The 12,023-nt window shown below is 70.4% G+C and carries 13 protein-coding genes; 6 read left to right on the top strand and 7 right to left on the bottom strand.

All coding sequences use genetic code 11. The features are described from left to right. Positions 1–52: 52 nt before the first annotated feature. Positions 53–2,302 carry a polyprenyl synthetase family protein gene (locus tag OHA72_RS45145; RefSeq protein ID WP_327011779.1) on the bottom strand — a complete coding sequence of 750 codons (2,250 nt, stop codon included), beginning with the start codon at positions 2,300–2,302 and terminating at the stop codon, positions 53–55. A gap of 283 nt (positions 2,303–2,585) precedes the next feature. Between OHA72_RS45145 and OHA72_RS45140 the strand changes: the two genes are divergently transcribed. The 4 genes from OHA72_RS45140 (at position 2,586) to OHA72_RS45125 (ending at position 5,209) form a co-directional block, all read left to right on the top strand. Beyond that, positions 2,586–2,990 carry a GbsR/MarR family transcriptional regulator gene (locus tag OHA72_RS45140; protein ID WP_327011778.1) on the top strand — a complete coding sequence of 135 codons (405 nt, stop codon included), beginning with the start codon at positions 2,586–2,588 and terminating at the stop codon, positions 2,988–2,990. 17 nt (positions 2,991–3,007) lie between these two features. Next, positions 3,008–3,901, top strand: a complete 894-nt coding sequence (locus OHA72_RS45135; protein ID WP_327002262.1) for an ABC transporter ATP-binding protein — start codon at positions 3,008–3,010, stop codon at positions 3,899–3,901. Further along, on the top strand, positions 3,901–4,689 hold the full coding sequence (locus OHA72_RS45130) for a DUF2705 family protein (protein ID WP_327002261.1): 789 nt from the start codon (positions 3,901–3,903) through the stop codon (positions 4,687–4,689). The genes OHA72_RS45135 and OHA72_RS45130 overlap by 1 nt, the downstream gene beginning before the upstream one ends. A 277-nt stretch (positions 4,690–4,966) precedes the next feature. Beyond that, positions 4,967–5,209 (top strand): AfsR/SARP family transcriptional regulator, encoded by a 243-nt coding sequence (locus OHA72_RS45125; RefSeq protein ID WP_327002260.1) that lies wholly within the window; start codon positions 4,967–4,969, stop codon positions 5,207–5,209. Positions 5,210–5,216: 7 nt separating this feature from the next. Here OHA72_RS45125 and OHA72_RS45120 read toward each other — a convergent pair whose 3' ends face one another. Continuing rightward, on the bottom strand, positions 5,217–5,615 hold the full coding sequence (locus OHA72_RS45120) for a hypothetical protein (protein ID WP_327002259.1): 399 nt from the start codon (positions 5,613–5,615) through the stop codon (positions 5,217–5,219). Positions 5,616–5,618: 3 nt separating this feature from the next. Continuing rightward, positions 5,619–6,053, bottom strand: coding sequence for a hypothetical protein (locus OHA72_RS45115; RefSeq protein WP_327002258.1), 435 nt, complete (start codon positions 6,051–6,053; stop codon positions 5,619–5,621). A gap of 143 nt (positions 6,054–6,196) precedes the next feature. Between OHA72_RS45115 and OHA72_RS45110 the strand changes: the two genes are divergently transcribed. Together OHA72_RS45110 and OHA72_RS45105 are read left to right on the top strand one after the other, a co-directional pair. Continuing rightward, the gene (locus tag OHA72_RS45110) at positions 6,197–6,400 is read left to right on the top strand and encodes a hypothetical protein (protein ID WP_327002257.1); all 204 of its coding nucleotides are present in this window, start codon (positions 6,197–6,199) and stop codon (positions 6,398–6,400) included. After that, positions 6,373–6,687, top strand: coding sequence for a hypothetical protein (locus tag OHA72_RS45105; protein WP_327002256.1), 315 nt, complete (start codon positions 6,373–6,375; stop codon positions 6,685–6,687). Before OHA72_RS45110 ends, OHA72_RS45105 begins: the two co-directional genes overlap by 28 nt. Before the next feature lie 178 nt (positions 6,688–6,865). Here the strand turns inward: OHA72_RS45105 and OHA72_RS45100 are convergent, their stop codons facing one another. From OHA72_RS45100 to OHA72_RS45085, 4 genes are all read right to left on the bottom strand, one after another. Continuing rightward, positions 6,866–7,459 (bottom strand): GNAT family N-acetyltransferase, encoded by a 594-nt coding sequence (locus tag OHA72_RS45100; RefSeq protein WP_327002255.1) that lies wholly within the window; start codon positions 7,457–7,459, stop codon positions 6,866–6,868. A 112-nt stretch (positions 7,460–7,571) separates the two neighbouring features. Next, positions 7,572–7,913 carry a hypothetical protein gene (locus tag OHA72_RS45095; RefSeq protein ID WP_327002254.1) on the bottom strand — a complete coding sequence of 114 codons (342 nt, stop codon included), beginning with the start codon at positions 7,911–7,913 and terminating at the stop codon, positions 7,572–7,574. Continuing rightward, positions 7,873–9,831 carry a cellulase family glycosylhydrolase gene (locus OHA72_RS45090; protein WP_327002253.1) on the bottom strand — a complete coding sequence of 653 codons (1,959 nt, stop codon included), beginning with the start codon at positions 9,829–9,831 and terminating at the stop codon, positions 7,873–7,875. The genes OHA72_RS45095 and OHA72_RS45090 overlap by 41 nt, the downstream gene beginning before the upstream one ends. Positions 9,832–10,013: 182 nt before the next feature. After that, complete coding sequence (locus OHA72_RS45085; RefSeq protein WP_327002252.1) at positions 10,014–11,825, bottom strand: EAL domain-containing protein; 1,812 nt, start codon at positions 11,823–11,825, stop codon at positions 10,014–10,016. Positions 11,826–12,023: the final 198 nt, after the last annotated feature.

Below are 12,023 nucleotides of genomic sequence, written 5' to 3'. Positions count from 1 at the left end.
GCCGGGCATGCCGGCGACCGCGCAGCCGACCTGGACGCCGAGGACCGGCCGGTCAGCGCTGCCGGGTCGCGAAGTGGCGGACGGCGCAGGCGAGCAGGTCGGTGTCGAAGGGCAGCCGCTCGCAGCAGCTGACCGCCGCGTCCAGGTGGACCGCCGTCAGCCGGCGCGCCTCGGCCAGCCCGCAGGTGCGCACGATGTTGGCCTTGCGGGCGTCAAGGCCGGCGTCCTTGCCCAGTTGCCGGGTCGATGAGGTGGCGTCCAGGACGTCGTCGTGAAGCTGGAAGACGACCCCGGCGTGGTGCGCGTAGCGTTTGAGAAGGCTGATCTGCTCGGGCGGCCGGTCCAGCAGCATCAGCAGCGGCACCAGTGCGGCCTCGATCGCGGTCGAGGTCTTCAGGCTGTACATCTCGATGATCTCCGCCGCGGTGGCGGGCGTGCCGTCCTGGCCGAGCCGCAGGTCGAGGTGCTGTCCGCGGCACAGGCCCTGCGGCCCCAGGACGGAGCCGACGTATTCGATGACGGCGGTGACCCGCTGGGCCGGGAACCGGCGGTCGAGCCGCGCCACGAGCCCGAAACCGGACGAGATCATCGACAGCGCCGCGAGCTGCGCACTGGCCTCGCCGTACACGAGGTGGGCGGCGGGCCTGCCCCGGCGTACCGTCGCGCCGTCCTGCGCCGGCAGGTCGTCGAAGATGAGGCTCGCGGTGTGGAACAGCTCGCCGGCGACCAGCACCGGTTCGATCGCGGCCGGCTGGATGCCGAGTCCTTCGGCGAGCATGAGGCCCAGCGCGGGACGCAGCCGCTTGCCGGAGCCGGCCAGCGCGTAGGCGACGACCGCGTCCAGGTCCGAACTGCCCTGCGCCGGTCGGTGCCGGTCCAGCAGGCCGTTGAGGTACGGCAACCGGTCGGCGATGAAGGTGCGGCAGTCGACGGTGGTGGCGCTGCGGTGCCGCAGGAGCTGCCCCGCCCGCTCCCGCAGCCGCTGCTCGGCGACGTCGCGGCGGCGGTCGACGCGACCGGAGCGACCGGTGGCCGCGGCCAGGAACCGTTCGACCGTGCCGGTGGGCGCGAACCGGCGGCGCAGCACGTCTGCGCGGCCCGGATCGGCGGCGAGGTGCCGGCCCAGCCGCGTGCTGGTGTAGTACGCGAGGGCATCGGCCGCGACCGGATCGCCGCCGAAGACCTCCGCGGCGACGTACGACTGGTAGGCGAACAGGTCGTGCAGCGGATTCGGGCCGTCCGGGCGATCCGGGCCGGGTGGCGTCGTGAACGGTGTCCTGCGGCCGTCGCGCTGGTCGTCGGCGGCGTCGATCAGGTCGTCGCGGAGCTGGCTGATGAAGATCATGTTGATGCAGCGACGGTAGAACCCGTCGTCGAGCTCGCGGCGGGCGAGCAGGTTGGCGATGACCCGGCTCATGCCCGCCTTGACGAACATGTCCGGGTACAGGTCGTCGGGCTGCCGCGCGGCCGGCGGGTCGGTCGCCCGCTGTGCGTCGCGGTGCTGGGCGAGGTACATGGACTCGGCCGCGTGGTACAGATGCCGGTGCTCGTCGAAGGCGTAGTCGTCCAGCAGTCCGAGGTGCACGGTGTGCAGCTCCTCGGCGAGCGGGTGCGAGGGCACGTCGCCGGCGTCGGCCGGCTGCCCGGTGGCGAGGCCCTTGACGGCCAGCTCGTGCAGCCGCTCCCGGTGCTCCACCGAGAAGTGGTCGGCGGGCAGGTCGTGCAGGGTGTCGTCGACGATCGCGTAGGCCGCGCCGAACCCGTACGCCCCCCGCACGACGCCGGCAAGGCGCGCCCGGGCGGTGTGCGGTCCGGCCCGGTCGCCCCCCTGCGCGGCGATGAGCAGCACGCCGGTCATCGCCCGCAGGACCTTGCCCATACCGCCGGCCTGGACGACCGCCTCGGGCAGGATGCGGTGCAGGTGCTTGAGGCGCTCCGTGAGCCACTGCAGCTCGGCGGCGCCACGCAGCGGCGGCAGGTGGCGCTCCAACGCGGCGACGACCCCGGCGACGCCGTCGCGGTCGTCGATGCCGGCGAGGACCTCGCGGACGGTGGGCGGCCGCCCGCCCGATCCGCTGACGGCCGCCTCGACCTGCTCCGGTGAGGGCACCTCGGCCAGGTTGAACACGCTGAAGTGGGCCACCTCCCGCGCCTGCCGGACATGCTCCGCGGCCCGGCGGCGGACGGTGAACCGGCGGGCGGCCAGCAGCTGCTCGGTGCACCGGTCGGTGTACTGGTCGATCAGGGCGGGATGGTGTGCACTCCAGCGACGGAAGTCGGCGAGCGTGTGCCCGACGCCCACCAGCAAGCGGCTCTCCGCCAAGTCCTCCCGGCGGAACGGGAACGGCCCGTGGGCAGGCGCTGGGTCACTCATCAGGATCTGGCACTGCTCCCTGGGACGCGTGGTGAGCGGGGTCGACCCGGATGGTAGGCGACCCGCGCTCGCGCATCGACGGCCAGAAATCCGCAGCGGACATCCCGGGCGCCGCGGCGTATGCTAACGTTCAGAAAGTTCTGAACGTTAGGAGATCGTGGTGGAGGACGAGCGGCAGTTCGCCGAAGAGGTGGGCCTGGTGCTGTCCGGGATGGGCCTGCCCGCCGCGTTCGGCAAGCTGATGGGCTGGTTCCTCATCTGCGACCCGCCGCAGCAGACCAGCACGCAACTGGCCCAGTCGCTCGGGCTCTCGAAGGGCTCGGTCAGCACGGGCGTGCGTGCCCTGGAACAGCTCGGGATGGTGCGGCGAGTGCCCGTGCGCGGACGTGGCCATGCCTACGAGATGTTCCCCGACGCGCTCGCGCGCACGGTCGACGCGCGCCGGCTGTACACGGTCATCCACGACGTGATGCAGAAGGGCATCGACGTCCTCGGCGGCGACGAGAGCCTGCCGCGGGCGCAGCGGCTGCGGGTGACCCGCGACTTCTACGCGTTCGTGGGCGAGCGGCTCCCGCAACTGATCGAGGAATTCGCCAGAAAAGAAGGACTGTCTTAGCAGCGGAAGGACACGTGATGGCGGACACCCCGGCCATCCAGACCGAGGCGCTGGTCAAGCGCTACGGCCGTGGGGGCACCACAGCGTTGAAGGGTCTGGACATCTCGGTGTCCCCCGGGGAGGCCTTCGGGTTCCTGGGCCCCAACGGCGCCGGCAAGAGCACGACGATCCGAATCCTGCTGGATCTGATCCGGCCCACCTCGGGCACCGTGCGCGTCCTTGGTGCCGAGCCGCGCTCCGCCCCTGAACTTCGTGACAAGATCGGCTACCTGGCCGGGGACTTCATCGCCAACGGGCGCCAGACCGGACGGGAACTGCTCACCTATCTCGGCACCCTGCGCGGCGGCGTCCCCGCCCAACGCATCGAACAGCTCGCGTCCGCCTGGGATCTCGACCTGAACAAGCGGATCGGCAGCCTCTCCAAGGGAAACCGGCAGAAGCTCGGCGTCCTGCAGGCATTCATGCACCGGCCGCCCCTGCTCATCCTCGACGAGCCGACCAGCGGGCTCGATCCGTTCCTGCAGCAGCAGTTCGTCTCGCTCGTGCGTGAAGCCACCGCCAACGGGCAGACGGTCTTCATGTCCTCGCACGTGATGAGCGAGGTGCAGCAGACCTGCGACCGCGTGGGCGTCATCCGCTCAGGCTCACTGGTTGCCGTCGAACACATCGACGACCTGCGCAAGCGGGCGCTGCGCAAGATCGAGGTGCACTTCGACTGCGACGCGCCCACCCTCGACGCGGCCGGCATCTCCGACGTGGTCGTGGACGGAAAGGTGTTGCGCTGCAAGCTTTCCGGCGACGCCGACGCGCTGGTGAAGGCGCTGGCCCAACACCACGTGGTGGATCTGATCAGCGAGGAGCCCGAGCTCGAAGAGCTCTTCTTCACCTACTACCAGCACGAGGAGGCGTGATGCACGTCTTCTGGAAGTCGATGCGGGACAACCGCCGCGCGTGGATCGCATGGACCGTGGCGCTGACCGCGGTCGCGGCCATGTACGCCTCGTTCTACCCGAGCATCAACAACCCGGCGATGGCCGACGCCCTGAACGCGTTCCCGCAGTCGCTCAAGGAAGCGTTCCACATGGAGGACTACACCAAACCCGAGAACTACTTCGCGGTCAGTGTGTTCGGCCTGCTGGTGCCCATCCTGGTCGCCGTCTTCGCCATCTCCGCCGGAGTCAAGGCGATCGCCGGCGACGAGGAGGCCGGCACGCTGGATCTCGTCCAGACCCAGCCCGTGAGCCGTGCCTCGCTTGCACTGCAACGCTTTCTCGCCATCACCGTGGCGCTGGTCGTCATCGCGGCCGTCATGTGCCTCGTGATCATCGCGTTGCGCGGCCCCGGCCAGTTCACGGCGCTCCCACCCGGCCGCCTGTTCGCGATCTGCCTGCAACTGGCACTGTTCGGGCTGCTGTTCGCCGCGCTGGCCTACGGCGTCGGCGCGTGGACCGGCCGCCGGGTGTACGCCATCGCGGCCAGTGCCGTCGTCGCGGTGCTGGGCTACCTCGGCGACTCCTTCTTCACGCAGATCGACAGCCTGAAGTGGACGGAGCAGTTCTCCCCGTTCGACTGGTACCTGGGTGGGGAACCCTTGAAGCACGGCCTGCAATGGGGCCACGCCGGGCTCCTGCTCGGGCTCGCCGTGCTGTTCGTCGCCGCGGGCACCTGGCGCTACAACCGGCGCGACATCGCTGTGTGAACCGCGCCCCGAGCCGGGACACTCGCGTGGTCCTCGCCAGGGCCTGTATCGAAGTCGGCGACGGTGGTGGCCGGCTGGGGTGCGTGCCTGGTCGGATCGACGTCTGATGGGTTTTCTGGGCAGGGTTTGGACCGGTAGGCTTTGTGCGCGCTGCAACTCCGCGTTCGACGGCTGGTCAGCGGACGATCTGTCATGTTCCCGGGGGTCGGCGTGGCCTTGCCGGTTCATCCGGTCCAGCCTGACGACGAGGGGCGGCCGGCCGGTCGGTGGCGTTGGTTTGCGCCTGCAGGTCCTCGGCCCGTTACGGGTGTGGCGGGACGGTGTCGAGCTGGACACCGGTCCCCGGCAGCAGGCGTATCTGCTGGCCTTGCTGCTGGCCCGGGTGGGCAGGCCGATCAGCGCGAGCGAGTTGATCGATCTGATCTGGGGCGACGGCGTTCCCAGCAGCGCGCTCAACGTCATCCACAAGTACGTCGGCGCGTTGCGGCGGCTGCTCGAACCCGCGATCCCCCTCCCGTAGAACCGGCTCATACCTGCACCGCCGCGGCAACACCTACCTGTTCACGGCGCCTTCCGGCATGTTGGACCTGGTCGCCTTCCGGGAGCTCGTCGAGACCCGTACGGCCGGCAATCCGTTCTTCGTCCGGGAGCTGTCCCGGCTGCTGAGCGACGGCGGCTCGCTGCGCGACGGCGAGGCAGCAGTGCCGGCCGGGGTACCGGCCACCGTACGAGACGTCGTCCGCGACCGGATGGCAGGTCGCGACGACAGAGCTCGCGACCTGCTGCATGTCGCCGCGCTCATCGGCCGCGACGTGGACCTCGCCCTGCTCGCCGGCGCGGCCGGCGTCGACGTCGCGGACTGCCTCGAACGCCTCGAACCGCTGCAGGCGCTCGGTCTGCTGGAAACCAGGCCGGAAAGCCCGCACTCGCTACGGTTCGCGCACGACCTGGTCCGCGAGTCGGTCACCGAGACCACGACGCGGCAGCAGACCGTCCGGCTGCATCTGCGCGTTGCCGACGCTCTCGAACGCACCCATGTGGACGACGAGTCCGTCGCCGAACGCCTCGCCTACCACCTGTGGGCCGCCGGCCCGCTCGCCGACCCGGCTCGCACCGCGCAGGCACTGGCCCGTGCCGGCCGCCGTGCGGCGACCAAACTCGCGTTCGCGGCCGCCGGTCGGCACCTGGAATCGGCCGCCCAGATCGCGCGCACGGCCGGCCTGCGGGACCTGGAGCTGTCGGTGCTGTCGCTGCTCACCCTTGTTGCCAGCAGGCACGCGGGATACGGCGGTTCGACGTTCGACCTGCTGGAGCGGGCCGAGTACCTGGCCCGCATGCTCGGCCGCGAGACGGAGGCCGTCCACTCTCTGTTCGTTCGGCTGGTCGGGGCCTACACCTCGATCGAGAAGGACCGTGGGAGGTGGGCCCGCCGACTGTACGAGCACGGACAGGCGTCCGTCGATCCGACCATCCAGGCGTACGGTCGGCATGCCTGGGGCCTGTACCAGTGGGACATCGGGCCGAGCGGTGGATCGCGGCCGGCGCCGACCGCTCCGGCGTCGCGCACAAGCACTACATCTGGCTGGACTGGCACTGGGCCTGTGCACTCACCGGCGACGACCCGGCCGGCAAGGCGGCAGAGGCCGAACAACTCCTGGCCGCGACCCTCCTCGACCCGCCGCGATGGGCATCGCATACCACTACGGCCTGATCGCCGAGATGTGGCTGGCCGCCGACATGCCCGACGCGGCCGCAACCGCCCTCGACCGAGCCGACCAGGCCCTCACGACCTACGGCCAACGTTACGCCGAAGGGCTCCTGCTGTTGCTGCGCGCGCGCCTGCTGCACGCCCGCGGCGAACCCGTCGACGTCGTGCGAGCCGCCGCCGAAGCAGCCCGCGCCCGATCGGACGAACGCGGGGCCCACCTCTTCCCGCGCCGCTCCGAGCGGTTCCTGGCCGAAATCGAGGCGCTGCGTGAAGCCTCCCGAGCCAACTAGGGTGCGTATCAAAGTCGGCTAGGAAACTGGTGTGAATCGACGTCCGCCACGGTGACGTCGCGGGCGTGATGGGTGTGGCGCCGCAGACGGTGAAGCGGGAGCGACCAGCCGTTCTGTCTGGATTGCTGCGCGCGTCTACAGCGGTACCGCGACTCGGTGGGCGAGGTCTTGCAATCCATCAGTCTCCCGGCGCTCGTCCGCCCGCCGCGATCTGAGCCTCCACCCGTTGCAGCTCGGGGTCGCGCAGACCGACCGTGTCAGTGGTCCAGAACGCCTCGGGATAGATCAGCCGGCCGACAATCCACGGCCGGTACGACGAAAGAAGCGCCACCTGGAACCCCGGGTCCGGGATGCGCGCCGAGGGCCGCTCGAAGCCAAGGGCGGAGGCGGAGCTGAACCCGCGGCGTCCGTAGTAATACGGGCTGCCCTCGAGGAAGACGGCTGGCGCGCCATGACCTTCGGCGGTCTCCAGCGCCGCCGCGACCAACGCGGTGCCGACGCCGCGGCGCTGGAGGTCGGGACGTACCGACAGCGGGGAGAGCACCATTACCTCGACCGCCTCGCGTCGAGCGTCCACCCAGCCGCGTGAGAGACCAACGTGCGCGACCAGCTCCTCGTCGACAACAGCGACCAGACTCGCCCGAGCTGCTCCGCTGGTCTGCAGAGCTCGCATCATCTGCACAACGCGCCCGTCCGGTGGCTCGCCGAATGCCGCCGAGACGACCTCCTCGGCGGCCAGCTCTTCGGCCGGCATCACACGACGGATCTCCATGGCGCGACCTTAGCGTCGGTGGTCCGCCGGCGCACCGCAGTTCTCGGGCTCGAAGCCCGAGTCCAAGGCGGCGCGACCGATACGCACCGAGGCTGGTTCGCCCGACAACGGATCAGAAGGCCCGTTCGGCGCCGGAGAAATACTGCAGCGCCTCGAGGACGCTGGGATCGAGGCGATGGCGAAGGTCCAGCCGCCCGTCGCGCCGGGTGGGATGTTCGCCAAGGACCAGTTCGACATCGACCTGCAGGCCCAGACCGTCACTTGCCCGAACGGCATCACCATCTCCGTCCGGCCGGTGCGCGGCGACAAGAAACTCGCCGGCAAGGCCGAGTTCGGTATGCGCCGCCGCACCTGCCCCCTGGTCGACATGTGCACCACTTCCAAGTCCGCCCGGCGCAAGCGACGGGCGGGTCCTACTCGGCGCGCAGATTGTCGATGTCGAAGGTGCCGCCACCGGAGAACCACACGTAGATCACGCGTATGTCCGCCAGTGCGGTGCCGTCACAGGACATCGCGGTGGTGAGGTCGATCGAGACCGTGGTGGTCGTATCAGGGTTGACCCAGCCGAAGGTGGACTGGCACCAGGTCCACGCCGCGCCGGTCTGCACCGCGATGCTCGTCGAGGTGCCCGCCGCGGCCGTGCGCAGGTCGTACTTGAGGGTGGCCTTGCCTGACACGTCGAGCGCGGCCGGCAGCGGGGAGATGCCGAACCAGCCGCCGTCGGCCGCGGTGATCCGCAGTCCGGCGGCGCCCTGGGTGTGGAAGTCCGTCGTCTGGGCGACGGTGCCCGCGTTGGCCTGCCAGTTCGCCGGGACGAAGCCGTCGGTGCCGTTCTCGAAACCGGCGATGAGCACCGGGTCGCCGGGCCGCGGGCGTACGGTGACGGTGAGCTGGGCCGCGTTGGAGGTGCGGCCGGCCTCGTCGCGGATCGTGTAGGAGGCGCCGGCGCGTCCCTGGAATCCGGGCGCGGGCACGAATCTGACCGTTCCGGTGGAGCGGTCCAGCGTGAACGTGCCGCCGGGTGCGGTCGCCGTCGTCTGCTGACCCGCGGCCGCCGGGTCGAGGTCGATGGTGGCCGGTGTGACCCGGGTCCGGTAGGCGATGTCGTTCGCGGCGGGCTGCAGGGTGGCGGCCTCGTCCCGCAGTGTCTGGACCGCGTCGTCGTCGGCGACCGGCGGGCGGGACCGCTGCCCGTGGCGCAGCTCGTCGCCGGCGTTGGCGATGGCGGTGCAGACCGGGCTCGGGCAGTAGACCGTGAAGCCGTCGTAGTCCGGGTAGTTGGTGCCGTCGTCCTGGACGCCGGAGAGCAGCCAGTAGAGGAACCCGTCGAGGCCGTTGCGCACGGCCTCGTCGGTCCATGCCTTGTAGACGGGGTTACGGGTGGCCTTGTCCTTGTAGCCGAACTCGCCCAGCATCACCGGCTTGTGCACCCGGGCGGCGATCTGCGCGTGGGTGCGGATCCACTGCGTGCCCCAGGCGGCGTCCTTGCCCCAGCCGTCGGGGTACAGATGGAAGGACGCGAGGTCGACGCCGGGCAGCGCGGCGAGCGCGGCGGAGTCCACGCCGTCGGCGCAGTTGGTCGTCCAGTCGGCGCCGGCCCGGTCGGTGCACAGGAAGCCTTCGTCGCCGACCCCGACCAGATGGTGGCCGTCGACGCTGTGGATGAACCGGGTCATGTCGTCTGCCCAGCCCACCAGTGTCTGATCGGTGCAGCCGGCCGAGCGGGGTAGCTGGCCGGAGCCGCCGCAGCGGGGTTCGTTGGCCAGTTCCCACGCCATGACGGTGGGGTCGTCCTTGTACTTGACGCCGGTCAGCGTGTTCGTGCGGTTCAGCACGTGCGCGATCCAGTCCTGGTACCAGCCCCGGATGACCGGGTCGGTGTAGAAGTCGTCGTGGTGGGCACCGCCGCGCCACTTGACGTACTGGTCCATGCCGCCGAAGTCGCTCCAGTTGTTCGTCAGCGGGATGACCAGGCGGATGCCCTTGTCGCTGGCGGCTTTCAGGACGTAATCGAGCCGGCCGAGCCCGTCGGGCCCGTCATTGGCGACCGGCGTCGTGCCGTCGAACGACAGGAACGACACCCCGTTCTGGCCGGACTCCATGAAGCCCCAGGTGCGCAGCACGTTGAAGCCGGCGTTTGCGGCGTCGCCGAGCACGTCGTCGACCATCGCCGGTGAGGTGTAGTGCAGGTAGTAGTTGTTCGACCCGGCGAACCTGAACGTCTTGCCGTTCAGCCGCAGGTCTGAACCCTGACGTGTGACGAACCCGGCGTCCGTCTTCGCGCTTGCCGAGGCGGCGTGCGGAGCGGTGAGACCGGCGGCCGACAGGACGGCGACAACGGCGAGCGCGTACGTTCGTGCATGGCTGATCACGGCGGCCTCCTGGCGGCGTGCTTAACCGAATCGGACGGCACGCTACGTCTGTGGCCAAGGCTTGTCAACGAACGTCGATGGCTTCGCGCCGGGTCGGAGCTTAATCAGTTCAGTAATGTGCTCGGCGCTGGTCGATGGGTACGGCGACGGCAGGCTGTCGATGTAACGTTCACCGTTGCCGATCAGGCGGGTGGGGGAGCAGGCCGGCTTCTGGAGATGAAGAGCTGGTCGGCCGCTTCGGGGCTCATCGGGTGTGCGAGGTAGTTGCCGCTGGCGGTGTCGCAGCCGAGGTCGTTGAGGGCTTCGAGCTGGTCGCGGTTGTCGACGGTGGTGGCGGTGACGGTGCGCTTCAGGTCGTGGAACATCTCGATGAGCCAGGCGAGGATGTTGGCGCTCGACGCGTACGTCGGCAGGGCGATGTCGAGGCCGCGGATGAGTCGCGGGTCGAGGATGACGGTGCGGATCGGGGACTCGGCGAGGTGGGCGGGGCCGCCGGTGTTGTTGACGGCGATGTGCACGCCGGTGCGGGCCAGACCGTCGAGGGTGAAGGCGATGTCGTCGCTGGGGTCGTGCAGGGCGTCCTGCGCGACGGCGAGCTGCAGCCGGTTCGGCGGGAGCCCGGTGCTGTCCAGCGCCGCCGCGACGGCGGTGATGATGCCCCGGTCGCGGAGTTCGGTGGTGGTGCAGCCGACACTGAGCACCGGTGGTTCCGGAGTGGACTGCCAGGTCGCGGCTCGGGCGCACGCCATGCGCAGGAGGTGGACGCTCAGCGGCACGAGGACGCCGGAGCGTTCGGCGAGGTCGAGGAACTCGGCGGCGGGTACCATGCCGGCGTCGGGGTGGGTCCAGCGCGGCAACGCGTACATGCCGACGATCGTGTTGTCGCGCAGGCGGATGATCGGCTGGTAGGCGAGCGTGAGTTCGCCGCGGCGCAGGGCGCCCGGCAGGGCGTGCGTGAGCTGGTGCCGGCGGATGTCAAGCGCTTCCCGGGCCGGCTCGAACAGCGTCCAGGACGTTGCCGGATTGTCGTGCCGCGCCCAGGTCAGGGCCATCGCCGCCGCGCGCAGCAGCTCGCCGGCGTCGCTTCCGCCGACGGGTCGCTCCACGATGCCCGCTCGTGCGGTGAGGGACAGGTCGTGGCCGTCGGTCCGCCACGGGTGACGGAGCAGCCGAAGTGCGGCGTCGGCGGCCTTGACGGCATCGTCCGGTCCGGTGGTGTCCTCGGTGGCGAGGGCGAAGGTGTCGCCGCCGAGATGCGCGAGGTAGTAGTCGCGTTCGATGGCCAGGCCACGCAACCGTTGTGCGGCGTCCCGCAGGAGCCGGTCCGCTGCGGTGGTGCCGAAGGTGTCGTTGATGGCACCGAACCGTTGCATGTTGAGCAGGCACAGACCGATCCGCGTGGACGGCTTCCCGGCGATGACGACATCGAGGTAGGCGGTGAGCGCCGCCCGGTTCGCCAGGCCGGTCAACGGGTCGTGCAGCAGCGCGTGGCGCACCTGCTGCTGCAGCTGCTGCTGGTGCGCTCGCCAGGCCTCCCGCTCATCCCGGCCGATCTCCTCGGCCGCGCTGCGGACCCGGTCCCGCAACGCGGTGGTGAACCCGAGCGCCAGCTGCTCGATCAGCGCGGCGAGCCTGGCGGTTGCGGCAGGGCCGTCGATCCGCAGGTCCGTCAGGAGCCGCTGGCGCAGGATGCGCATGCTGGTCGTCAGGACGTGCGGGTCGGACATGGCATTGCGAACGAGGTCGGTGCCGATCCCGAAACCGGCGCCGGGATCGTCCACGGGACCGGTCACGGCGCGGAACAGCTGCCGGGTGAGGCCGTGCAGGATCCGGGCCCGGCGGGCCCGCCCACCGGGCACGAAGTTCGTCCGGACCAGGCTGTGCTCCCATGCCGCTGCCAGTGCGGCGATCCCGAGCTCGACGTCCGGCGCATACCGCTGCGCCTCAGCGTGGTGCGACAGTTCTGCCGGAGTTTCAGGCGGGAGGCCGGTCACGACTCGTGACACTCACGGCGCTCGGACGAGCTTGGATGTCGATGGTGCCCGGGTGGGCAGCGGCGCGGTCCGGATCGCCGGTGCCGGGCGTTGACCGGTGCGGACCAGGCATCGCCGGATACCGTCATCGACTGCCGCACACGCGTCCTCCGTTCCGCGACGGACCGGAGTCAGCAATGTTCTCCGGCAGGGCAAGTG

Source organism: Dactylosporangium sp. NBC_01737 (assembly GCF_035963215.1).
Classification (GTDB): domain Bacteria; phylum Actinomycetota; class Actinomycetes; order Mycobacteriales; family Micromonosporaceae; genus Dactylosporangium.
This window is presented reverse-complemented; position numbering and strand designations above follow the sequence as displayed.